Below are 20,847 nucleotides of genomic sequence, written 5' to 3'. Positions count from 1 at the left end.
GGCCGGAGAAGGGGGCCGGGGAAGGGGGCCGGAGGAGGTCAGAGAGACCCCAGCCGGCGGGCCTGTTCACGGGTGGACCGGGCCACGGCTTCCTCGTCCACCCCGGTGAGCCGCCCGTCCTCGACCACGGTCTCGCCGCCGACGAGGGAGAGCGTCACCGGGGCCGGTGCGCCCAGGACCAGGGCGGCCACCGGGTCGGCGATGGAGGCGTGGGCGAGTGTGTCCAGTCTCCAGAGCACGAGATCGGCGAGTTTCCCCGGCTCCAGTGAGCCGATGCGGTCCGCGCGGCCGAGGACGCGGGCGCCGCCGTGGGTGGCGAGGCGCAGTGCCCGGCGGGCGTTGAGCGCGTGTTCGCGGTGGGCGCCGAGGCGGCTGATGAGCAGGGCGTTGCGGAGTTCGGTGTGGAGTTCGCCGGATTCGTTGGAGGCGCTCCCGTCGACGCCGAGGCCGACGGGCACTCCGGCCGCGAGCAGATCGGGGACGCGGGCGATGCCGGCCGCGAGCCGGGCGTTGGAGGAGGGGCAGTGGGCGACTCCGGTGCCGGTCCGGGCGAAGGCGGCGATGTCCTCGTCCGTCATGTGCACGCAGTGGGCCATCCAGACGTCCGGTCCGAGCCAGCCCGTGGACGCCAGATAGTCGGTGGGTCCCATGCCGAACCGCTGTCGGCAGTACCGCTCCTCCTCGACGGTCTCCGAGCCGTGCGTGTGGAGCCGTACGCCCTTGCGGCGCGCCAGTTCGGCCCCCTGGCGGAGGAGTTCGGCGGAGACGGAGAACGGCGAGCAGGGCGCGACGGCGATCTGGACCATGGCGTCGGGCGAGGCGTCGTGGTGGGTGTCGATGGTCTCCTCGGTGGCGGCGAGCGCGCCGTCGAGGCTCTCCACGGCGAAGTCGGGCGGCAGTCCGCCCTGTGACGCGCCGAGGTCCATGGAGCCCCGGGCGAGGGTGAGCCGTACGCCCGTCTCGCGCGCCGCGCCGACGATCGCGCCGGAGAGGTCCCCGGAGCCGCGCGGGTGGATGTAGTGGTGGTCGGCGGCGGTGGTGACGCCGCCGAGGGCCAGGACGGCCAGGGAGCCCCGGGCGGCCGCGCGGACCATCGGTTCGTCGATCCTGGACCAGAGGGGGTAGAGCGCGACCAGCCAGTCGAAGAGGCCGTGTTCGGCGGCGAGCCCCCGGGTGAGCCACTGGTAGAAGTGGTGGTGGGTGTTGATCAGGCCCGGGGTGGCGAGATGGCCGGTGGCGTCGATCCGGCGGACGACCCCCTTCAGGCCCCGGGGCGCGGGTCCGTCGCCGACGGACTCGATCAGCGGGCCGGCGAGGACGAGATGGCCCCGGGCGTACTCGGTGTCGCGCTCGTCCACGGTCGCGACGGCGCAGTTCTCGATGACGGTGCGCAGGACCGGCATGCGGGGCCTCGATTCTGCCGTGGGGTCAGCGGTCGCGGAGCAGGTCCGCCGGGATGCGGGCCGGGGCTCCGGCGCGGAGGACGGTGGCCTCGATCAGGCCGTAGGGGCGGTCGGCGGCGAGATAGACCTCGTGGTCGTTGGTGAGTCCGAAGGGCGTCAGATCCACCAGGAAGTGGTGTTTGTTCGGCAGGGAGAGACGGATCTCGTCCACCTCTCCGCCCTCCCCGCCCTCCCCGCCGCTCCGCTCGATGACGTGTGAGCCCATGGCGTAGAGGGTCTGCTGGAGCGATCGGGAGTAGGTTCCGGCGAAGGCCCGGAGGATGTTCGTACGCGCCCGTTCGTACGCGCGGTCCCAGTCGGGCGCGGGCTCGCCGTCGCGGCTCCAGCGGTAGCGCCAGCGGGCCGAGATCTCGGTGGCGAGAATCCGGTCGGACGTCTCTTCGAGGGTGGTGTACGCGTCTTTGACGTATCCCCGGAATTCGGAGTCGGTCGAGTTGAGCACGGTGAGGTCCTGGAGGCCGGAGACGATCTCCCAGCGCTCGCCGTCGTAGCCGATCCTGCCTACCCTGGTCTCCCGGCCGCTGCGGACGAAGGAGTGGCAGGTCGGGCCGGTGGTCTCGACGCGCTCCCAGGCGTGCTCCTCGACCTGGACACGGGCCCGGCGCAGCCCCGGCTGCGAGGTCACGAAATGGCGGGCGAGCCGCATGCCGAACTGTTCGGCGGAGTCGATTCCGTGCTCCTTGGCGAAGGCGTACACGGTGTTCTTGGCGGTGTCGGTCGGCAGGACTCCGGCGTTGGAACCGGAGTAGTGGACCTCGTCCATGTCGCCGGAGAGGGCGATGGACACCGTGAGGTCCTTGATGTGGTGGGTGGGGCCTTCGCGGACGATTCTGACGACGCGGTTCTCCGATTTTCCGTAACTGTTCTGACCGAGAATCGTGGACACGGCTCTTGACTCAGCTCCCTCGGTAGACGGAGTAGCCGAACGGGCCGAGCAGCAGCGGCACATGGAAGTGCTCGCCCGGCACGACGGCGAAGACGACCGCCACCTCGGGGAAGAAGGCACCGCCGCCGCCCTCCCGGTGGGGGCCGGTCCGGAATTCGAGGCGGGCGTGGGCCGTTCCCTCCGGCAGCGGCGGCAGATCCGCGCAGCGTCCGTCCGTGTCGGTGGCGAAGTCGCCGAGGACCGTCCAGGGGGCGTCGTCGCCCGGTCCGGCGCGGGCGGAGAGCCGTACGGGGACGCCGGCGGCGGGGCGGCCGACGCCGGTGTCGAGGACATGGGTGGAGACGGAGGCGGTGGTTTCCGTGCTCATACGCTCTCTCTCGGCGGCGTCGTCGGCGTACGTGTGCGGCCGGGGGTTGTCCAGGAGCCGGGTCAGCCGGAGCCGGTTGATCCTGCCGAGTTCGGTGCGGACGATCTCCCGTTCGCGCTCGGGCGGGTTCTTGACGCGCAGCCGGATCGCGTCGCGCAGCCGCTCGGCCGTCAGTCCGGTGGCGCAGATCAGAAAGACATGGCCGAATCGCTCCTGGTAGGCCTGGTTGAGCGTGTGCATCTCGGCCCGGAGGGCGGCGGTGGCCCCGGCCATGGCGCGCTGCTCCCGGGCGGAGACCGGATCGCCGGGCTCCGGGCGGCCGATGGGCGGATGTCCCGCCAGCGCCTCCGCCAGCTCCCGCGCCGTCAGCTCCGCGACGGCGGCGTCGCTCGCGGCGAGGAGGGCGTCGGGGCCGGGGAAGGGCCGCCGGGCGAGCAGGCCCCGGCTCCAGGCGCGGCAGGCGCACACCTCGTGGAGCACGGCGGCGGCCTCGGCCTCCGGTCGTGCGTTGAACCGGGCGAGCGCCGCCGCTGAGGGGCCGAGGGCCCGGCCCGGCGGGGGCGACAGGATCGGCGGGGCCGACGGTGGCGGTGGTGGCGGTGGACTCGGCGTCACGGGAGCCTCCGGGACTCGCTCGCCGCCCCGCCGGGGAGCGGGCCGTGAAGAGAGGCCGCGAGCGAAATGCGGTCAAAACCCTATAGGAATCAGCCAGAATGCGATCGGGTGCGATCGGGCGGGCACAGTCGACGCCATCGGCCGACGGCCTCAACACTCTGTTGAAGAATAGGGAATGGCGGGCACCGCCGAACAGGGTCCGGAGGCCATCTGTCCGGACCGCGCCCCCGGGGCCGCCCCGGCGCACCGGGGCCCGCCCCGGCGGATCAGCCGTCGTCCGCCGCGTTCGCCCTGTTCAGATAGTTGTAGACGGTGAAGCGGCTGACGCCGAGCGCCCCGGCGACCCGCTCCACGCCATGGCGTACGGAGAACGCGCCGCGCGCCTCCAGATTCCGTACGATCGACTGCTTGGCCCTGCGGTCGAGTTCGGACAGCGGCATGCCGTGACGGCGCTCCAGCGCGGCCAGCAGCCGGTCGAGCGACTCGGAGAGCTGCGGCAGCCGTACCGCGAGAACGCTCTCGCCCTCCCAGTCGAGCACCACGTCCTCGGGCCCCGCCCGCCCCGGGGGCACGATCTCCGCGCCCAGCGCGTCGATCAGCGGCCGGACGGCCCGTACCAGCGGATGATCCGCTTCGCCGGTCATGCCCCGGACCCCCCGGACTCCCCCGGCGCGGCGGACGGATCGGCCCGAAGAGCCGGAGCGACCACATTGACCTGGAGCGTGACCCGGGTCGCCCCGGCGTCGAGAGCACGGCGCAACACCGTGTCGACGGCGGCGAGTACGGTGTCGGGGCCGCCTTCGGCGGTGTTGCCGAACGGCCCGACGTCCACGTCGTCCAGCCCCGCCATCCGGATCGCCTCGCGCGCGGCGACCGCGTGCTCCGGCGGCTCCTCCAGGTCGAAGGGCTCGGTCGTGAACTCCAGTCTCAATCGCACGCGCACAACCTAACGCGACGCGGCCCCCGGGGATCACGGTACGGAGGAATCACCGCCGCCGGGACGAGACCTGCGGGAAGATCGCCGGGGTTGGCCGAACCCGCTCGCCGTACCGATGGCGTTGGTGGACGATGGAGGGCCGACGGAGACGGTGGGGGTGTGAGCGATGGCCGATTCGGTGCCGGTGCGGTGCCCGTCCTGCCTGCGCGACCATCTGTTCGCCTCACCGGTGTACCCGTGCGCCTGCGGGGCCCCGCTGGCCCCGCCGCTGCTGCTGGGCGCGCCGCCCGAGCGGATGGTCCGGCGCAGCTGGGACGAGGAGTGGGTGGTGGTGCGCTGCACGGCGTGCGGACGGCGGGACCACTGGCCGCAGCCGGAGCTCGGCTGCCCCTGCGGGACGCTGCTGCGGGTGCCGGTGCGCCGGGCGGAGGACGGCCCGCCCCTCGATTCCGCCGCGCGGCCGGACGGGCGCGCGGAGGTGCGGCCGGCCGCCGTGGAGCCGCCGCCCGCGCCCCCGTACGCCCCGGCGCGCCCGGCCCTCTCCCCGCGCCCCCCGTTCCGGCCGGTCACCATAAGGACCGAGCGGGACGCGGTGAGCGTCGTGACGCTGTATCTGCGGTGGCTCGGATTCCATGACGTCACCGGGCGGGAGACGCATCCCGCCGAGGCCCGGCCGGAGGGACCGCCGGAGGTCCGGACCGCCGCCACGACCGTGGAGCTGCGCGCCGCCGGGCTGATCGCGCAGGTGGACCCCTCGACCCGGCCCGCGACACTGCGGGACGTGGAGTGCCTCTGGCTGAACGGGATGGCGGAGTCCTCGGCGACCGCGTTCTTCTCGCTCGCGGGGTACGCGCCCCAGGCCCGGGAGCGGGCGGACGGCCTGGGTGTGCCGCTCTTCGTGATGGACCTCACGGGGAATCCGCAGCCGGTGAACGGGGCGGCGGAGGAATTGATGGAGACGGGGGCCTGAGGTCTCCCCGCCCGGTCCGGACGGCGCGCGGATCCGCGCGGCACGGAATCCACTCGCCCGAGACCTCTTCGAACAGTGACAATTCCGGTATGCGTATATGTGTGAGAGAGGCGGAGGCCGCCGAACTGCCCCGGCTCCAGGAGATCGAGCGGGCCGCCGGAGAGGCGTTCCGGGGGCTGGGGATGGGGTGGATCGCCGATGACGAGCCGCCCGCCCTCACGGTGCTGGAGGGCTTCCGGGGCGAGGGCCGCGCCTGGGTGGCGGTGGAGCGGGCCGAAGGCGGCGGGGACGGTCCGCCGCTGGCGTATCTGCTCCATGAGGAGGTCGACGGCGCGGCCCACATCGAGCAGGTCTCGGTCCATCCGGCGGCGGCCCGCCGGGGTCTGGGCCGCGAGCTGATCGAGCACCTGGAGGGCCGCGCCCGGGCCGGCGGGCTCACCGCCCTGACGCTGACGACCTTCACCGAGGTGCCGTGGAACGCCCCGTACTACGCCCGGCTGGGCTTCCGCGCCCTCGGCGAGGGCGAACTCACCGAGGGGCTGCGGAGGATCAGACGCGTGGAGCGGGAGATCGGTCTCGACCGGTGGCCGAGGGTGTGCATGCGCCGCGAGCTGTGAGGGACGGGACGGCGGCCGGGACGGTCAGCGGCCGGCCGCCCCGTACCGCTCGCGCAGCTCCACCTTCCGCACCTTCCCGCTGACCGTCATCGGGAAGCCGTCCAGGATCTCCAGCCGGCGCGGGATCTTGTAGTGCGCCAGCCGGTCCCGGCAGAAGGCGGCGATGGCGTCCAGGGTCGGCGGGTCGGCGGGGTCGCGGGGGACGACACAGGCGAGGATCTCCTCGCCGTACCGCTGGTCGGGGACGCCGACGACCTGGACGTCGGCGACCTGGGGATGGGTGTGGAGGAACTCCTCGACCTCCCGGGGGTAGATGTTCTCGCCGCCCCTGATGATCATGTCCTTGATCCGGCCGACGATCCGCACATAGCCGTCCTCGCGCATCTCGGCGAGATCCCCGGTGTGCATCCAGCGGCCGGGGTCGACCGCCTCGGCGGTCCGCTCCGGCTCCCCCCAGTAGCCGGCCATCACGCTGTAGCCCCGGGTGCACAGCTCACCGGCCGTGCCCCGGGGCAGGGTCACCCCGCTGGCCGGGTCGACGATCTTGACCTCGACATGCGGCATCACCCGCCCCACCGTGCCGGTGCGGCGCTCCAGATCGTCGGCGCGCCGGGTCTGGGTGGAGACCGGGGAGGTCTCCGTCATTCCGTAACAGATCGACACCTCCGCCATGTGCATCTCGGCGACGACGCGCTTCATCACCTCCACGGGGCAGGGCGAGCCGGCCATGATGCCGGTGCGCAGCGAGCCGAGGTCGTAGGAGGCGAAGTCGGGCAGGCCCAGTTCGGCGATGAACATCGTCGGCACGCCGTAGAGCGAGGTGCAGCGCTCGGCGGCGACCGCGCGGAGGGTGGCGGCCGGGTCGAAGGAGGGCGCGGGGACCACCATGCACGCGCCGTGCGAGGTGGCCGCGAGATTGCCCATCACCATGCCGAAGCAGTGGTAGAAGGGCACGGGTATGCATATCCGGTCCCGCTCGGTGTAGCCGAGCGTCTCGCCGACGAAGTAGCCGTTGTTGAGGATGTTGTGGTGCGAGAGGGTGGCTCCCTTGGGGAAGCCGGTGGTGCCCGAGGTGTACTGGATGTTGACCGGGTCGTCGCAGGAGATCTCGGCCTCGCGGGCGGCGAGCCGCCCGGCGGTGACCGTCCGGCCGGCCGCGAGCAGCGCGTCCCAGGAGGCGTCGCCGATGTGGTGGACCGAGCGCAGCAGGGGGCAGTCGGCGCGCACCTGTTCGACCATGGCGCGGTAGTCGCTGGTCTTGTGGCTGAGGGAGGCGCAGAGCACCGAGACCCCGGCCTGGTTGAGTACGTACTCCAGTTCGTGCGCGCGGTACGCGGGGTTGATGTTCACCATGATCGCGCCGATGCGGGCGGTGGCGTACTGCGTCAGCACCCACTCCGCGCAGTTGACCGCCCAGATCCCGACCCGGTCGCCCCGGGCGACGCCGATGCCGAGCAGGCCCCTGGCCAGCTCGTCGACGGCGGCTCCGAACTCGGCGTAGGTCCAGCGGGGTCCGTCCGCGACCACCAGGGCCTCGCGGTCCGGGTGGGCGGCGATCGCGCGGTCGAGGTTCTCCCCGATGGTGTCGCCGAGGAGCGGGGTGGTGCCGGTGCCGTGGTCGTACGAGAGCCGGGTACGGGTACCGGTAAGGGCGCCTGTGCCGGTCACGGTGGTCATCGCGAGTCCCCTTCGTCGTATTCGGCGGTGGATCCCTTCGCGGTGCGTTCGCGCAGCTCGATCCGGCGGATCTTGCCGGAGACGGTCTTGGGCAGTTCGGCGAACTCGATGCGCCGCACCCGTTTGTAGGGCGCGAGGACGGAGCGCGAGTGGGCGAAGAGGAGCTTCGCCGTCTCCGGTCCCGGCTGCCAGCCGTCCGCCAGGACGATGTACGCCTTGGGGACGGAGAGCCGCAGCGGATCGGGCGCGGGCACCACCGCCGCCTCCGCCACCGCCTCGTGTTCGAGCAGCGCGCTCTCCAGTTCGAACGGCGAGATCTTGTAGTCGGAGGACTTGAAGACGTCGTCGGAGCGGCCGATGTAGGTGATGTACCCGTCGGCGTCGCGCGATCCGATGTCCCCGGTGCGGTAGTGACCGCCCGCCGTGGCCTCCGCCGTACGCTCCGGATCGCCCCGGTATCCGGCCATCAGCCCCACCGGGGCGGCGGAGAGGTCGAGGGAGATCTCGCCCTCCGCCGCGCCGGGCGCGCCGGTGACGGGGTCGAGCAGCTCCACCCGGTAGCCGGGGCTGGGGCGGCCCATGGAGCCGGCCTTGAGGAGCTGGCCGGGGGTGTTGGCGACCTGGACGGTGGTCTCCGTCTGGCCGAAGCCGTCCCGGATGGCGACGCCCCACTCCCGGCGCACGGTCTCGATGACCTCGGGGTTGAGGGGCTCCCCCGCCGCGACCGCCTCGCGCGGCGGGACCCGCAGCCGGGTGAGGTCGGCCTGGATCAGCATCCGCCAGACCGTGGGGGGCGCGCAGAAGCTGGTGACCCCCGCGCGGTCCATCGAGGCCATCAGCTTGGCCGCGTCGAAGCGGGTGTAGTTGTGGATGAAGACGGTGGCCTCCGCGTTCCACGGCGCGAAGAGATTGGACCAGGCGTGCTTGGCCCAGCCGGGCGAGGAGATGTTGAGGTGGACATCGCCGGGCCGGAGACCGATCCAGTACATCGTCGTGAGATGGCCGATGGGGTACGAGGCGTGGGTGTGCTCCACCAGTTTGGGGCGGTCGGTGGTGCCGGAGGTGAAGTAGAACATCAGCGGGTCGTCGGATCGGGTGATCCCGTCGGGCCGGAACACGGCGTCGGCGGTGTGCGCGTCCTCGTACGCCAGCCAGCCGGGGACGGCCCCGCCGCCGACCGCGATCCGGGTGTAGCCGCCGGGCACCTCGTCGAACTTGGGGGTGTCCTCGGCGCGTACGAGCACATGGGCCGCGCCGCCGCGCTCGACGCGGTCGCGCAGATCGAGGGGGCCCAGCAGCGGGGTGGCGGGAATGACGACGGCGCGCAGCTTCATCGCGGCGAGGGCGGTCTCCCACAGCTCGTGCTGGTTGCCGAGCATCACGACGAGGCGGTCCCCGGCCCGGACGCCCTGGGCGCGCAGCCAGTTGGCGACCCTGGCGGAGCGGGCGGACAGCTCGGCGAAGGAGAGCCGGGTCTCGGAGCCGTCCTCCTCCACGATGTGGAGCGCGATCCGGTCATTGCCCTCGGCGATGGCGTCGAACCAGTCGAGTGCCCAGTTGAACCGCTCGGGCCGGGGCCAGACGAAGCCGTCGTACGCGCTTCGGTAGTCCTCCCGGTGTCGCAGCAGAAAGTCCCGGGCCGCCCGGAACTCCTCGGTCACGCTGCTTGCCGTCATGTGCCCCTCCTCATTGCCTCACCACTCAGTAGCATCGTGTAATCAGTGACGTACGTCTCACCACCCCCGATCGGGGGGTGGGGACCCGCCGCGGGGCCCCGCGGCGGAGGTACGGAGGGGAGTGGAGCGGTGTCCGAGCCTGCCGAGGCGGTGGAGATGCGCGCGGCGCTGCTGCGGCTGCGCCGGGCGACCGGGATCCCGATCACTTTCGGAGGGATGCTGCACGACGCGCGGCGGCTGCGGATCGCCGAGATCAGCGGGGCGCGGACCAACGCGCTGCACGGGCTGGCGATCTGCACGGGCCACGGGCTCGGCGGGAAGTCGATGGCGCTGTCGCGGCCGTGCGCGGTGACCGACTACCAGGAGGCGCGCCACATCAGCCACGAGTACGACGCGGCGGTCTCGGCGGAGGGGCTGCGTTCGGTGCTCGCGGTGCCGGTGGTGGTGCGCCGCAAGGTGCGGGGGGTGCTGTACGGGGCGCTGCGGCGGCCGGTGGCGCTCGGCGACCGGGCCTTCGACGCGGCGGTGGCGGCGGCGCGCGATGTGGAGCAGGCGCTGGTGGTCCGGGACGAGGTGCGGGGGCTGCTGGCCCTGGCCAGGGAGCCGGTGGCGGGGCTCGGCGCGTGGGAGGAGGTCCGCGAGGTGCACGGGGTGCTGCGGGCGCTGGCCCCGCAGGTGGTGGACGGGGGGCTGCGGGAGCAGCTTCTCGCGGTGTGCGGGCGGCTGGCGGCGGCGGGCGGCGGATCGAGCCTCGCCGGGGCGGTCGCGCTCTCGCCCCGTGAGGTGGATGTGCTGGCCTGTGTGGCGGCGGGCTCCACCAACGCGGCGGCGGCGGAGCGGCTGGGGCTGCGGCCCGAGACGGTGAAGGGGTATCTGCGGGCGGCGATGCGGAAGCTGGGGGCGCACACCCGGCTGGAGGCGGTGGTCGCGGCCCGCCGCGCTGGCCTGCTGCCGTAGCGCCTGCCTTCGAGCGACGGCGGCCGGCGCCAAGAGCGCGTCAAATAGCGGCGGCGAACGATCAGCGGAGCGTCAGGGAACCGCTGGGGACCCCCGGGGCGGGCATAGCTTCAACCAGGTCGGCGGGGTCTCCCGTCGGCCGATGGCCCGCCATCGACTTCCCCTGCGGAGGACACCATGAACACCCTCACCCGTGAGGACGCGGAGACCGCCGACCCCGACGAACTCGGCCCGGCGGGGCCGCTGTACGTGCCGGTTCGGCTCGGCTCCGCCGGAGGATGTCAGCTGCGCTTTCTGCGCACCCCGCTCGGGGAGCGCACCGCCGTCGGATTCACCGGCCCGGAGCTGCTCGCCCGTGTCCTGGGCGCGCGCCAGCAGTGGATCAGGCTCGCGGAACCCGCGCTGCGCACGCTCGCCGAACCCCTCGGGGTGACCACCGTGACGGTGGATCCCCAGCTCGCCGCCCCCGCCCCCGCCCCGCGTGGCGACGGGGCCCCGGCCGGGCCCTGCTCTCGCCGGCTCTCCTGGACCGAGGTGTACGGATGACCACCCTGTCGACCATCCCCGTCCCGCTCCCCGAGCTGACCGCCCCCTCGGTGTGGCCCGCGTCCGCCGTGACGGCCAGGGGCGGCGATGTCTCGGTCGGCGGGGTGCCGCTCGCCGAGCTGGCCGAGCGGTACGGCACCCCCGTCTATGTGCTGGACGAGGCCGAGGTCCGGGCCCGGGCCGCCGCCTGGCGGCGCGCCCTGCCGGACGCCGATGTGGTGTACGCGGCCAAGGCGTTCCTGTGCCGGGCGATGGTGGACTGGATGGAGCAGGAGGGTGTGGGGCTGGACGTCTGCTCGGCGGGCGAGCTGGAGCTGGCCGCCTCCCGGGGCTTCCCCGCCGACCGGATCGTGCTGCACGGCAACGCCAAGTCGCCCCGGGATCTGCGGACCGCGCTGCGGCTGGGTGTGGGCCGGATCGTCATCGACTCGGAGTGCGAGATCGCCCGGCTGGCGGCCCATGTGCCGGGCCCCGAGGCGCAGCAGGTGATGGTGCGGGTGCTGCCCGGGATAGCGGCGGGCGGCCATCACAAGATCAGCACCGGCGCGGAGGGGCAGAAGTTCGGCCTCTCGATCGCGGGCGGCGACGCCGAGGACGCGGTGGCCCGCATCCTGGGCCAGCCGCGGCTGGAACTGGTGGGACTGCACATGCATCTGGGGTCCCAGATCGCCTCCGCCGAGCCCTATGCGCGGGGGGTGCGGCGCGTGGTCGCGTTCATGGCGAGGATCCGTGACCGCTACGGCGTCACCCTTCCCGAGCTGGACGCGGGCGGCGGCTTCGCGGTCGCCCAGCTGCCCGGGGAGCCCGCGCCCTCGCCCGCCGCGTACGGCCGCCGGATCAATGACGCGCTGGTGCGCGCCTGCGCGGAGTTCGACCTTCCGCTGCCCCGGCTGACCGTGGAGCCGGGCCGCTCGATCGTGGCCACCGCGGGGGTGGCGCTCTACCGGGTGCTGGCGGTCAAGCGCACCGGCGGCCGGGTCTTCGCGGCGGTGGACGGCGGGATGAGCGACAACCCGAGGCCCGCGCTGTACGGGGCGCGGTACACGGTCCGGATGGTGGGGCGGCCGTCCGCCGCGCCGATGCGGGCGACGACGGTGGTCGGCCGGCACTGCGAGGCGGGCGATGTGCTCGCGGAGTCGGTGGAGCTGCCGGAGGATCTGCGGCCCGGCGATGTGCTGGCGGTGCCCGCGTCGGGCGCGTACCAGGTGTCGATGGCCTCCGGTTACAACCTGACGGGCCGGCCGCCGGTGGTGGCGGTCGCCGGGGGGCGGTCGCGGCTGCTGGTGCGGCGGGAGACCTTCGAGGACCACCGGGGCCGGGACGTGGGCCTCTGACGGCCCGCCGGGACCTTCGGCCCGCTCGCTTCACTCGACCGGGCCGAAGCGGATGTCGTACGAGGTGGCCGCGGAGAGGGCGGAGAGCATCAGCTCCCCCTCCGCGGCCACTTCTTCGCGCCGGGCGCGGGAGAGGTCGCCGAAGGGCCGCACGGTCAGGGTGGCGTGGTCGCCGGTCTCGGTCAGCCGCCAGATCCCGGCGAGCGCTCCGTCGATCAGGAGGGTCGGGAAGGACTGGTTGCCGCGCCGGGTGAGGGCCCGGTGCCCGTCCTGGGCGATCACGCGTGAGCGGTCGGCGTGGGAGAGCAGCAGATTGTCGAACTCGGGGAGGAAGCGGGGCGGGGCCGGGGTGTCCGGGCCGGGCCTCGGCGCTTCGGGCAGATCGAAGAGTTCGACGCCCTTCTCGTCCTGGAAGACGGCCAGCGCCGGGCGGAGGCGCTCGAAGGCCGGTCTGGTCCGGGTCAGCCCCGACCAGGACTGGAAGTCCTTCACGGAGGCGGGTCCGAAGGCGGCCAGATAGCGCCGTACGACCTCGTCGAGGGCGGCGGCGGGCCCGGCGGGGCGGCCGAACCAGTGCTCGGCGGTGGTGAGCGTGACCTGTCCGACGCCGCCCCACAGCCCGCGCGGGGTGGTCTGCACCAGCGGGAGCACACAGCGGGCGGCCACCGAGAGCGCGAAGGGGTCGGCCCGCGGCCACTCGGTCAGCAGCGCCTCGCGCAGCCGCTTCATGGTCCTCGGCTCCTCCTCCACGAGCGCCCGGGTCAGCTCGGCCAGCCGGCCGAGGTCCACTCCGGTGAGTCCGGCCCGGAACGCCCTCAGCTCGCGGTCGGGGCCGCCCGTCTGGAGGAGGGGGCGCAGCGCGAGGCAGTCGTCGGCGGTGTGGGTGTGCAGGGTGGAGCGCATGGTGACCAGACGGGCGACCCGGCGGGAGGCCATCAGCCCGGAGAGTTCGGCGGGGTCGAAGTCCGCGAGCCGGGCGGCGAGGGCGTGGTAGGGGGGTTTGACGTTCTGCGCCTGGAGGCCGACGAGGTGCTCCACGGCTCCCTCGACGGTCAGCTCGCTCCGGGGTGTCCGGCGCAGCAGCAGCTGTCTGGCGAGGGTGGCGCGGCCGAGGTCGCGGGCGGTGAGCCGGGGGTGGGTGGTCTTGGGGGCCATGGCGTACACGTTACGGAGGCTTGCGGACAGTTCCGGTCCTCATCGATGGCCCGGAGTGTCTTCCGTGCCCGCCCGGCGGCGATCGGCCCGTACGGGTCCGGTGAGTCCGCGTTTCGCCGAACCTCCTTGTAACAAAAGAGAGTTGGCTTGATCTGGGGGTGGGAGGGGGCGTCCTTGACGGAGTACGGCCGGGGCACGACTGGTTCCGCGGTGACCGGGAAGGAGACTCTCGGCCGGAGCCCTCCGCGACTCAAACCCGTACGCGGGCGCGAGGTTCGGTGAACGGAGGCACACGGAGGGTCACGGTGTGCGCTCTCACGCCCCCCTCGCGTCCGCCCGCGCACGGGTATTAGGCAGTTCGTCAGTGATACGCGGGTCGTCTGCGATGAACTAGTGGTAGTTGCGCATAGAACCAACTGACCCAACGCACTCTTCGGTAACGAGAGTTGAGGAGCACCCCCCCATGACATCGGTTCTCTTGGTACACGCGGTGGCTCTGTGGCGCGCCTCGCTGGCCTCTCTGCTCGGCAGGGACCAGGGACTCCAGGTGCGCACCACGGACAAGGGCGGGGTACGCACCGCCATGGCCGAGTGGGCGGCGGACATACTCGTCACCGACCTCGACTGTCCGGATTCCGTGGAAGTCCTCAGCTTCGTCGAGTCGTCGAGGCACCCGGCCGGACTCGGCACGGCCCTGGTGGTGCTCGCCCGGGGGGATCGCGCCGGGGATCTGCGCAGAGCCTCGGACGCGGGGGCCAGGGGCTACATCGACAAGTTCGGCCAGGTGGACCACTTGTGCGAGGTCGTACGGAAAGTCGCGGCGGGCGGCCGTCACATCGACCAGTCGCTCGCCTTCGGTCTGCTCCAGGCGAGCGAAGTGCCGCTCTCGCCGCGCGAATTACGGGTGCTGGCTCTCGCGGCGGAGGGTGAGTCCGTCTCGTCGATAGCCGGCGCACTGCATCTGGCCAGTGGGACCGTACGGAACTATCTGGCGGCCGCGATCCGCAAGACCGGCGCCCGCAACCGGCTCGACGCCATCCGGCTCTCCCGGGAGTTCGGCTGGCTCTAGCCGGTCCGGGGCCGCTAACGGGGGACACCGGGGACACCGGACCAGCGGCCGGCCAGATCGCGGTAGAGCGCCGATCCGGCGAGCAGTTCGGAGGGGGTGCCGAGAGTCGTGTGCGTGCCGTCCATCACCAGTACCCGGCCGGCGCGGGCCGCCGAGCTGAGCCGGTGGGCGATGACCACCAGCGCCCCGGTCCGCTCGGCGAGCGCGCTCTCGGCCCGGGCTTCGGCGGCCGCGTCGAGGCTGCTGGTCGCCTCGTCCAGGATGAGCAGGGGCGCGGTGGTCAGATGGGCTCTGCCCAGTGCGATCAGCTGGCGTTCGCCCGGGGAGAGCCGCCCCGGGTCGAGCGGGGCGTCCGGCCCGCCGAGCCGGTCCGACAGTTCACCGAGGCCGATCGCCGCCACCGTCTCGGCGATCTCCCGGTCCCGGGCGCCGGGCCGGAGATAGCGGAGATTGTCGCGGAGCGTGCCGGTGAAGACGTACGGCTGCTGGGGAAGGAGCGTACGGACGGCGGTGGGCCGCTGCCCCTGGGCGGGGCGGCCCAGCCAGCGGACCTCTCCCCCGGTGGGCGCGGCCACCGCGGCGAGCACCGCCGCGAGGGTGGACTTCCCGCTGCCGCTCGGGCCGACGACCGCGAGACGGTCCCCCTCGCCGAGGGTGAGATCGAGCCGGTCGAGCACCGGGCGGGCCGCCGGCCCGTAGGCGAAGCTGACGCCCCTCAGCTCGGCGACGGGCGGGCGCGGGCGCGCCGTCGGGGCGGGCACGGGAGTGGGCACGGGCGGGTCCGCCGGGGGCAGCGGGGCGGGGCCGGTGAAGCGGTCCAGGACCACCACGAGCCGGCCGCCGGCGGTGCCGAGCATGCTCAGCAGCGCGTGCACGGCGGGGGCCAGCGAGTAGGTGAGATAGGTGAACGCCCCCACCAGCGCACCGCTGGTGAGCCCGTGCCGCATCAGCCAGGGCGCGGCGAGCAGCAGCACCAGCGGCGGCACCCGCCCGCACACCGCGAGCGCGAGGATCCGTACGGCCGCCCAGCGGGCCAGGCCCCTGGCCTGGTCGGCCTGGTCGCGGGCGAGCGCCTCGGCCTCGGCGACGGTCCGGTCGGCCGCGCCGGCCGCCGCGATGTCGCGGAGCGCGGCGGCGGTCCGGCCCGCGTGGGCGGCGAAGGCCTCGTCCGCGCCGAGATAGGCCCGCTGACGGGCCGCCATCGGGAAGAGCGTGGCGAGGAAGAGCCCCAGGCCGAGCAGGAGCGGCGGCAGGACCACCAGCAGCAGCCGGGGGGAGAGGACCGCGAGACCGGCGAGCGCGCCCGCCGCGGTGAAGACGAAGGAGCGCAGGGACAGCACGAGCCCGGCCCAGCCGTCGCGGGCGATCTCGCTCTGATGCGTGACCTGGGAGACCGAGCGGGTGGTGGCGGCGGCCGGGCCGTCGAGCGCGTCGCCGAGGGCCCGGGCGACGGCCCGGCGCACCAGCCCGTCGCGCATCGGCTCCACCAGATCCGCCAGCCGTCCGAAGACCCCCCGGGTCGCGAGCGCGGCGGGAAGCGTGGCGACGGCGGCCACCGCCAGCCAGAGCAGTCCGGTGCCCGGCTCGCCCGCGAGGAACCCCGCGTCGATCGCCCGGGCGATCGCGAACCCGCCCAGGAAGGTCTGCGCGAACTCCAGCAGTGACCAGCCGCCCAGCCGCAGAAGAACCCCGGTGCGCGCCCGCAGGAACGGCCGCCCCTCGCGGACGACGCGCCCCAGCGCGGTCTTGGGTTCCGCCTCCGTCGTGAGGGCGGCGGCCGGTCGCTGTGGGGTCAAGGCGTCTCTCCGTCCGGGCGGCCCGGACCGGCGGCACCGGCGCGAGCAGCGGTGCCGGGGCCACGCGGCGCGGCCCCTGCTTCCGGCTCGGTGCGAGCGCCGGGTTCGGCGGTGAAGACCGCGCGGTAGGCGGGGTCGGACCAGAGGTCGTCGTGGCGGCCGACGGCGCGGACGGAGCCGTTCTCCAGCCAGACCACGCGGTCGGCGCGGGCGGCGGAGGAGACGCGGTGGGCGACGACGAGCCGGGTGCCGGCGCCCGCGCGGGCGGCGAGGGCGCGCTGGATGTGGGCCTCGGTCACGGTGTCGAGGCTGGAGGTGGCGTCGTCGAGGATCAGCAGCCGGCCGGCGTGGGCGAAGGCGCGGGCGAGCCCGAGGCGCTGGTACTCGCCGCCGGAGAGCGGGGCGCGCTCCAGCGGGGTGCGGTATCCGAGCGGGAGCAGGGCGACGAAGCCGTCGGCGCGGGCGGCGCGGGCCGCCGCGCGGACCTCGGCGGCGGAGGGGGTGCGCGCGCCGAAGGCGATGGCGTCCTCGACGGTGGTGCCGAGCAGCGCGGGCCGGGCGAAGGCGAAGGCGATCTCCTCGCGGAGCCGTACCGGGTCCACGCCGTCCAGCGGTACCCCGTCCAGGGTGACGGTCCCCGCGTCGGGGTCGGTGAGCCGGCCCGCGACGGCCGCCAGCTCGGACTTGCCGGAGCCGGAGCGGCCGACGACCGCCATCGAGGTGCCGCCGGGCACGGTGAGGCGGACCGCGCGGAGCACCGGCCGCCCGTCCCGTACGACGTCGACGTCGTACAGCTCCACCGTGCCGGGGCCGCCGGGCGGCAGGGCGAGGGAGCGGTGGGGCACCGGCGGGAGGTCGAGCAGCGGGCTCAGCCTGCGGGCCGCGGTGCGGCCCCGGGAGATCGCGGCGAGCGCGCCGGTGAGCGCGCCGAGGCCCACGGAGAGCACGGCGTAGCGGGAGACGGCGAACAGATCGCCGACGCTGATCGCGCCGGAGGACATCCGCAGCCCGGCGACGGCCAGCACCAGGACGGTGAGCAGGGGCAGCAGCACGGCACTGGCGCCGACGGCCCGGCCGTGGACGTCCCAGGTGCGGCGGCCGTGGGCGGCGAGCGCGGTGAGGGGTTCGACGATCCGGGCGTGTTCGCGGGCGGCGGTGCGGGCCGCTCGTACGGTGGCGATCCCGTCGAGCGTCTCGGTCAGCCGGGTGGCGATCAGGGCCTGTTCGCGCTGGTAGTCGGCGGAGGCGTCGGCGGTGCGGCGGACGAGGACGCGCAGCACCAGGATGAAGGCGGGGGTGCCGAGAAGGAGCGCGAGGGCCGAGAAGGGGTCGATGAGCAGCAGTCCGACGGCTCCGCCGAGCGGGAGCAGGACCACGGATGCGGCGTTCGCGGTGGTGACCGGGACGGCGGCGGCCTCGGCGGCGTTGGAGGTGAGCCGGGTGGTGAGGTCGCCGGGGGCGATCGCGCCGCCGCGGCGGGGTTCGGCCCGGACGAGGCGGTCCATGACCGCGGTGCGCAGCCGGGCGGTGAGATGCGCTGTGGTGGTGCCGCCGAGGAGGGCGACGAGCGCGTCCAGGACGACTTCGGCGGCGGTGAGCGCGGCGCACAGCAGCAGCGCGGTCCAGGGGATCCGGCCGCTCGCGAGGAGTTCGTCGACGGCGGCGCCGAGGGCCGCGGGCAGGGCGAGGGCGGCGAGGGCCGCTCCGGTGGAGCAGATGACGACGGCGGCGAGGGAGAGCCGCCCGGCGCCCGGCGGCCGGAGGACCGTCGCCTGTGGCGGGGAGGACTGCGCCACGGGCCGACTGCTCGTCACACTCACGGTCCTTCCGGTATCGGCCGGGCGCGGGCCGGCGGGGCCGGCCCCGGGCGAAGCGCCCGGGTGCCGGCCGGTGGGCCGAGGGGCCCTGCGGTGCGGTTGTTCACCGGTCAGACCCTCGGCCGTGGTGTCACGGGGTGCAGAGAACGACGCTCAGCGAGCTGTGCTCACAGACGAGCAGGCTGACCTGGCTGCCGTGTTCCACATCGCCGAAGGCGTCCTCGGCGGGGGTCTCCAGGGCCTGAAGGTCGAGAAGAGCCATGATGAATTCCTTTCGTGGGGACGTATTTCTCATTGGTGCGCGGCCCCTGGCTGGGGCCGGGTCTCGGGGCTCTCGCGGGGCGAGAGGAACGGCAGGGCGGCCCGGTCGGGCCGGTGCACGCTGCCGAGGGCGAGCAGACATCCGGCGGTGCCGGTGGCCAGGTCCATGGACCGGCGCATGAGCTGCTCTCCGGGGAAGGCCAGTTCACCGGCGTACGGGGTGGCCTGGCGGCCGAGGAGTCCGGTGTGGCGGTCGATGGCGCGCCGCCGTTCGCCGGGGTCGCCGAGGGGGGTGCGGACGAGATGGAGGATGAGTCCGGCCACCCCTCGGAAGAGTCCGGGCTGGACGTAGAAGGCGGAGCGCAGACCGGGTTCGATCTGCCGGCGGGCGGCTTCGAAGGCCTCGTCGTGGCGGTGGGCGAGATAGTCGTCGAGCACTGTGGCGAGCCCGGCGCTGCCGCCGCCGAGGTAGGGCATCAGCCGTTTGCCGTCGACGACCATCAGCGCGCCGTCCGGGCCGGGCTTGCAGCGGGCCAGATCGCGCCGGAGCGCGGTGGCGGCGAGGTCGAGGAGGGCCGGGTCGCCGGTCCTCTCGTAGCGGCGTACGAAGAGGAGGGCGAGGCCGGTCGCGCCGTGCAGCAGTCCGGTGCGGGCGGACGGCGGGCCGGAGGCCAGGGCGCGGGCGGCGAGGGCGGTGCAGCGGTCGGCGGCCCGGCGCAGGGCGGTGGCCTCGGCTCCGGTGGCGGAGCCGGCGAGGTCGTCGAGGGCGAGGGCGATGCCCGCGTGGCCGCCGTGCAGATCGGGGGTGAGGCCCTCCAGCGGCTGGCGGGCGATCAGGCGGGCGGTCTCGGCGGCCTGCTCGCGGTGGCCGAGGCGGTCGAGGGTCCAGGCGATCCCGGCGAGGCCGTCGTAGAAGCCGACGGGGGTGCCGGACGCGGGTTCCTTGACCTTGTCCAGGAGCCATTCGACGGCTTCGGGGCAGGGGGGCGCGCCGGTTCGGTGGAGGGCGTAGAGCACTCCGGCCGCGCCGTGGGCGAAGGACTGGCCGCCGGCCGGGGAGGCGAACTGGGCGATGTCGCCGGGGAAGCAGCGGTCCTCGCGCTCGGGGGTGAGGGAGGCGGTGATGGCGCGGGCCATGGAGTCGCGGCTGAGGGGCCACTGTCCGGGCTCGGGCGGCTCCGGTGCGGCGGCCTGGCGGTCCGCGCCCCGGGTCCGGGCTCCGGTGCGGGCGGGCCCGGCGTCCTCGTACCGGGGCTCGCGCAGGATCTCCGCCACCGCGGGGCGGAGATCCTCCCCGGTCACCGGGAAGACGCGGGTGATCTCGCGTGCCAGCCGGGCGGCGACGCCCCGGTCGATGGCGAGGAGGGTGGTCAGGGGGAGCAGCAGGGCGAGGCGCAGACAGGCGAGGGCGTAGCGGTCGATGTCGGTCCCCCGGTGGTCGCGCGGGGCGACGAAGGCGGGGTTGGCGACGACCTGGCGGCGGTTCTCCTCGGCCGGGAAGGCGGCCTCGAAGTCCAGGAGCGTGATCCGCGACTCGTCCTCGGAGACCATGACATTGCTCATGTGGAGATCGCTGATGACGATGCCGCGCTCGTGGACGGCGCTCACCGCGCGCTCCACCCTGGTGTGCATGCCGGCCGCCCAGGCGGCGTGCTCGGCGAGCCGCTCGGCGTCCGGGTCGGCGGAGGAGAGCGGGAAGCGGCGGGCGAAGACGGTGTTGAGGGTGGTGCCGGGCACATGCTCCAGCGCCAGGAAGTGATGGCCGCCGAGTTCGAATCGGTCGAGCACCGCGGGGACGCAGTCGAGTCCGGCGAGCTTCTCCAGCGCGGTGCGCTCGCGCTCCAGCCGGGCGACCGCGTCGGCCCCGTCGGCGGCGAGTCCGGCGTGCGGCCGGGCCTCCTTGAGGACGACGGTCTTCCCGGTGCGGGTGTCGCGGGCCCGGTAGACGCCGCCGCCGTTGGAGAAGTGGAGCGCGCCCTGGATCTCGTAGGGCATGCCGTCCATGCCGACGGCCTGCCGGGCCTCCAGATGGGGCCGGAGGATCTCGGGGGGCGTCACCCAGTCGGGGATGCGCAGCGAGGGGCCGCGCGGATCGGGTACGAGGGCGCCCGTCGGGTCGGCGATGGCGGGGACCAGCCGGCCGTCCGGGCCGGGACAGTAGCGGGCGGCGAAGGCTCCGTACCGTACGTGCACCGGTCCGTCGCCGCAGCGCAGATCGCTGAGGATGTACGGGCCGTGCTCGCCCTCCAGCAGGGCGGTCAGCTCCGCGCACAGCTCGGGGAACATCTCCTCGGAGTGCGGGTAGACCGTGATGAACTTGCCGCTGCCGGCGCGGTCCGCGTATTTGGCGTTGCGCAGCAGGAGCAGGCCGGGGCCGGGGATGAACTTGAGCGGGATCCGCCGGGGGAGGCAGTGGTCGAGCACTCGGCGCAGAATCGATTCCGCGTTGTCGAGGGCGGCGGCCACATGGATCTTCCAGCCCTGCTGGGGCAGGGTGAGCCCGCTGGGGGTGAGGGAGAGCCAGTCGCCCCGGCGGGAGGTCTCCCAGCCTTCGGGGGCCGGGGTGCGGGCCGCGGCGTAGAACGACTCCTCGGCGGCGACACCGCCCCGGTCGCGGTGCGGCGCGTCGTAGAAGTCTCGGTCCGCCTGACAGTACGCGGCGTACTCCGGGTTCACCCCGTACCTCCCTCAGGTCGGCTCCGGT

General features: G+C 74.0%; 18 protein-coding genes. 6 read left to right on the top strand and 12 right to left on the bottom strand.

The genetic code is table 11. The annotated features are described in order from the left end of the window. Positions 1–38: 38 nt before the first annotated feature. From IE247_RS31600 to IE247_RS31580, 5 genes are all read right to left on the bottom strand, one after another. Positions 39–1,403 carry an 8-oxoguanine deaminase gene (locus tag IE247_RS31600; protein ID WP_190126785.1) on the bottom strand — a complete coding sequence of 455 codons (1,365 nt, stop codon included), beginning with the start codon at positions 1,401–1,403 and terminating at the stop codon, positions 39–41. 25 nt (positions 1,404–1,428) lie between these two features. Continuing rightward, positions 1,429–2,349, bottom strand: a complete 921-nt coding sequence (gene pucL / locus IE247_RS31595) for a factor-independent urate hydroxylase (RefSeq protein ID WP_190126784.1) — start codon at positions 2,347–2,349, stop codon at positions 1,429–1,431. A gap of 10 nt (positions 2,350–2,359) precedes the next feature. Further along, positions 2,360–3,331: a 2-oxo-4-hydroxy-4-carboxy-5-ureidoimidazoline decarboxylase gene (gene uraD, locus IE247_RS31590; protein ID WP_308433274.1), complete on the bottom strand. Its 972-nt coding sequence runs from the start codon at positions 3,329–3,331 to the stop codon at positions 2,360–2,362. A gap of 266 nt (positions 3,332–3,597) precedes the next feature. Then, positions 3,598–3,975: a helix-turn-helix domain-containing protein gene (locus IE247_RS31585; RefSeq protein ID WP_190126783.1), complete on the bottom strand. Its 378-nt coding sequence runs from the start codon at positions 3,973–3,975 to the stop codon at positions 3,598–3,600. Then, positions 3,972–4,268 (bottom strand): hypothetical protein, encoded by a 297-nt coding sequence (locus IE247_RS31580; RefSeq protein ID WP_229869482.1) that lies wholly within the window; start codon positions 4,266–4,268, stop codon positions 3,972–3,974. The genes IE247_RS31585 and IE247_RS31580 overlap by 4 nt, the downstream gene beginning before the upstream one ends. A 166-nt stretch (positions 4,269–4,434) precedes the next feature. Between IE247_RS31580 and IE247_RS31575 the strand changes: the two genes are divergently transcribed. Further along, positions 4,435–5,238 carry a hypothetical protein gene (locus IE247_RS31575; protein ID WP_190126782.1) on the top strand — a complete coding sequence of 268 codons (804 nt, stop codon included), beginning with the start codon at positions 4,435–4,437 and terminating at the stop codon, positions 5,236–5,238. An 89-nt stretch (positions 5,239–5,327) separates the two neighbouring features. Continuing rightward, on the top strand, positions 5,328–5,855 hold the full coding sequence (locus IE247_RS31570; RefSeq protein ID WP_190126781.1) for a GNAT family N-acetyltransferase: 528 nt from the start codon (positions 5,328–5,330) through the stop codon (positions 5,853–5,855). 24 nt (positions 5,856–5,879) lie between these two features. Here the strand turns inward: IE247_RS31570 and IE247_RS31565 are convergent, their stop codons facing one another. Beyond that, positions 5,880–7,532, bottom strand: a complete 1,653-nt coding sequence (locus IE247_RS31565; protein WP_190126780.1) for an AMP-binding protein — start codon at positions 7,530–7,532, stop codon at positions 5,880–5,882. Continuing rightward, a complete protein-coding gene (locus IE247_RS31560) occupies positions 7,529–9,208 on the bottom strand; it encodes an AMP-binding protein (RefSeq protein ID WP_190126779.1) in 1,680 nt (559 codons plus the stop codon). Before IE247_RS31560 ends, IE247_RS31565 begins: the two co-directional genes overlap by 4 nt. A gap of 156 nt (positions 9,209–9,364) precedes the next feature. Here IE247_RS31560 and IE247_RS31555 point away from each other — a divergent pair, with 156 nt between their 5' ends. The 3 genes from IE247_RS31555 to lysA all read left to right on the top strand — a co-directional run bounded on the left by IE247_RS31555 (position 9,365) and on the right by lysA (position 12,045). Next, positions 9,365–10,165: a helix-turn-helix transcriptional regulator gene (locus IE247_RS31555; protein WP_373305634.1), complete on the top strand. Its 801-nt coding sequence runs from the start codon at positions 9,365–9,367 to the stop codon at positions 10,163–10,165. Positions 10,166–10,342: 177 nt separating this feature from the next. After that, positions 10,343–10,711 carry an SAV_915 family protein gene (locus IE247_RS31550; protein ID WP_229869481.1) on the top strand — a complete coding sequence of 123 codons (369 nt, stop codon included), beginning with the start codon at positions 10,343–10,345 and terminating at the stop codon, positions 10,709–10,711. Next, entirely contained in the window at positions 10,708–12,045 is a 1,338-nt protein-coding gene (gene lysA / locus IE247_RS31545) for a diaminopimelate decarboxylase (RefSeq protein WP_190126777.1), read from the top strand. Before IE247_RS31550 ends, lysA begins: the two co-directional genes overlap by 4 nt. A gap of 30 nt (positions 12,046–12,075) precedes the next feature. On the opposite strand, the gene IE247_RS31540 is transcribed toward lysA, so the two are convergent. Further along, positions 12,076–13,200 carry a winged helix DNA-binding domain-containing protein gene (locus IE247_RS31540; protein ID WP_190126776.1) on the bottom strand — a complete coding sequence of 375 codons (1,125 nt, stop codon included), beginning with the start codon at positions 13,198–13,200 and terminating at the stop codon, positions 12,076–12,078. Positions 13,201–13,663: 463 nt separating this feature from the next. On the opposite strand from IE247_RS31540, the gene IE247_RS31535 reads away from it, so the two are divergent. Beyond that, positions 13,664–14,269, top strand: coding sequence for a response regulator transcription factor (locus IE247_RS31535; protein ID WP_190126775.1), 606 nt, complete (start codon positions 13,664–13,666; stop codon positions 14,267–14,269). A gap of 14 nt (positions 14,270–14,283) precedes the next feature. Here the strand turns inward: IE247_RS31535 and IE247_RS31530 are convergent, their stop codons facing one another. The 4 genes from IE247_RS31530 to lanKC form a co-directional block, all read right to left on the bottom strand. Beyond that, positions 14,284–16,065: an ATP-binding cassette domain-containing protein gene (locus IE247_RS31530; protein WP_190126774.1), complete on the bottom strand. Its 1,782-nt coding sequence runs from the start codon at positions 16,063–16,065 to the stop codon at positions 14,284–14,286. Further along, a complete protein-coding gene (locus IE247_RS31525) occupies positions 16,062–17,879 on the bottom strand; it encodes an ATP-binding cassette domain-containing protein (protein ID WP_190126773.1) in 1,818 nt (605 codons plus the stop codon). Before IE247_RS31525 ends, IE247_RS31530 begins: the two co-directional genes overlap by 4 nt. A 133-nt stretch (positions 17,880–18,012) precedes the next feature. Continuing rightward, entirely contained in the window at positions 18,013–18,144 is a 132-nt protein-coding gene (locus IE247_RS31520; protein WP_190126772.1) for a SapB/AmfS family lanthipeptide, read from the bottom strand. A 29-nt stretch (positions 18,145–18,173) separates the two neighbouring features. Next, positions 18,174–20,819, bottom strand: a complete 2,646-nt coding sequence (gene lanKC, locus IE247_RS31515; protein ID WP_190126771.1) for a class III lanthionine synthetase LanKC — start codon at positions 20,817–20,819, stop codon at positions 18,174–18,176. Positions 20,820–20,847: the final 28 nt, after the last annotated feature.

Origin of the sequence: Streptomyces inusitatus, from assembly GCF_014651115.1 — a bacterium.
GTDB lineage: Bacteria > Actinomycetota > Actinomycetes > Streptomycetales > Streptomycetaceae > Streptomyces > Streptomyces amakusaensis.
Note: the sequence above shows the minus strand (reverse complement) of the source record. Positions and strands in the feature narration are given on the sequence as shown.

Coding starts and splice junctions, on each gene's coding strand:
- IE247_RS31600 (WP_190126785.1), bottom strand. CDS start 1,403: ATGCCGGTCCTGCGCACCGTCATCGAGAACTGCGCCGTCGCGACCGTG.
- IE247_RS31535 (WP_190126775.1), top strand. CDS start 13,664: ATGACATCGGTTCTCTTGGTACACGCGGTGGCTCTGTGGCGCGCCTCG.
- IE247_RS31575 (WP_190126782.1), top strand. CDS start 4,435: ATGGCCGATTCGGTGCCGGTGCGGTGCCCGTCCTGCCTGCGCGACCAT.
- IE247_RS31540 (WP_190126776.1), bottom strand. CDS start 13,200: ATGGCCCCCAAGACCACCCACCCCCGGCTCACCGCCCGCGACCTCGGC.
- lysA (WP_190126777.1), top strand. CDS start 10,708: ATGACCACCCTGTCGACCATCCCCGTCCCGCTCCCCGAGCTGACCGCC.
- IE247_RS31570 (WP_190126781.1), top strand. CDS start 5,328: ATGCGTATATGTGTGAGAGAGGCGGAGGCCGCCGAACTGCCCCGGCTC.
- IE247_RS31550 (WP_229869481.1), top strand. CDS start 10,343: ATGAACACCCTCACCCGTGAGGACGCGGAGACCGCCGACCCCGACGAA.
- IE247_RS31565 (WP_190126780.1), bottom strand. CDS start 7,532: ATGACCACCGTGACCGGCACAGGCGCCCTTACCGGTACCCGTACCCGG.
- IE247_RS31560 (WP_190126779.1), bottom strand. CDS start 9,208: ATGACGGCAAGCAGCGTGACCGAGGAGTTCCGGGCGGCCCGGGACTTT.
- IE247_RS31555 (WP_373305634.1), top strand. CDS start 9,365: ATGCGCGCGGCGCTGCTGCGGCTGCGCCGGGCGACCGGGATCCCGATC.
- IE247_RS31520 (WP_190126772.1), bottom strand. CDS start 18,144: ATGGCTCTTCTCGACCTTCAGGCCCTGGAGACCCCCGCCGAGGACGCC.
- IE247_RS31585 (WP_190126783.1), bottom strand. CDS start 3,975: ATGACCGGCGAAGCGGATCATCCGCTGGTACGGGCCGTCCGGCCGCTG.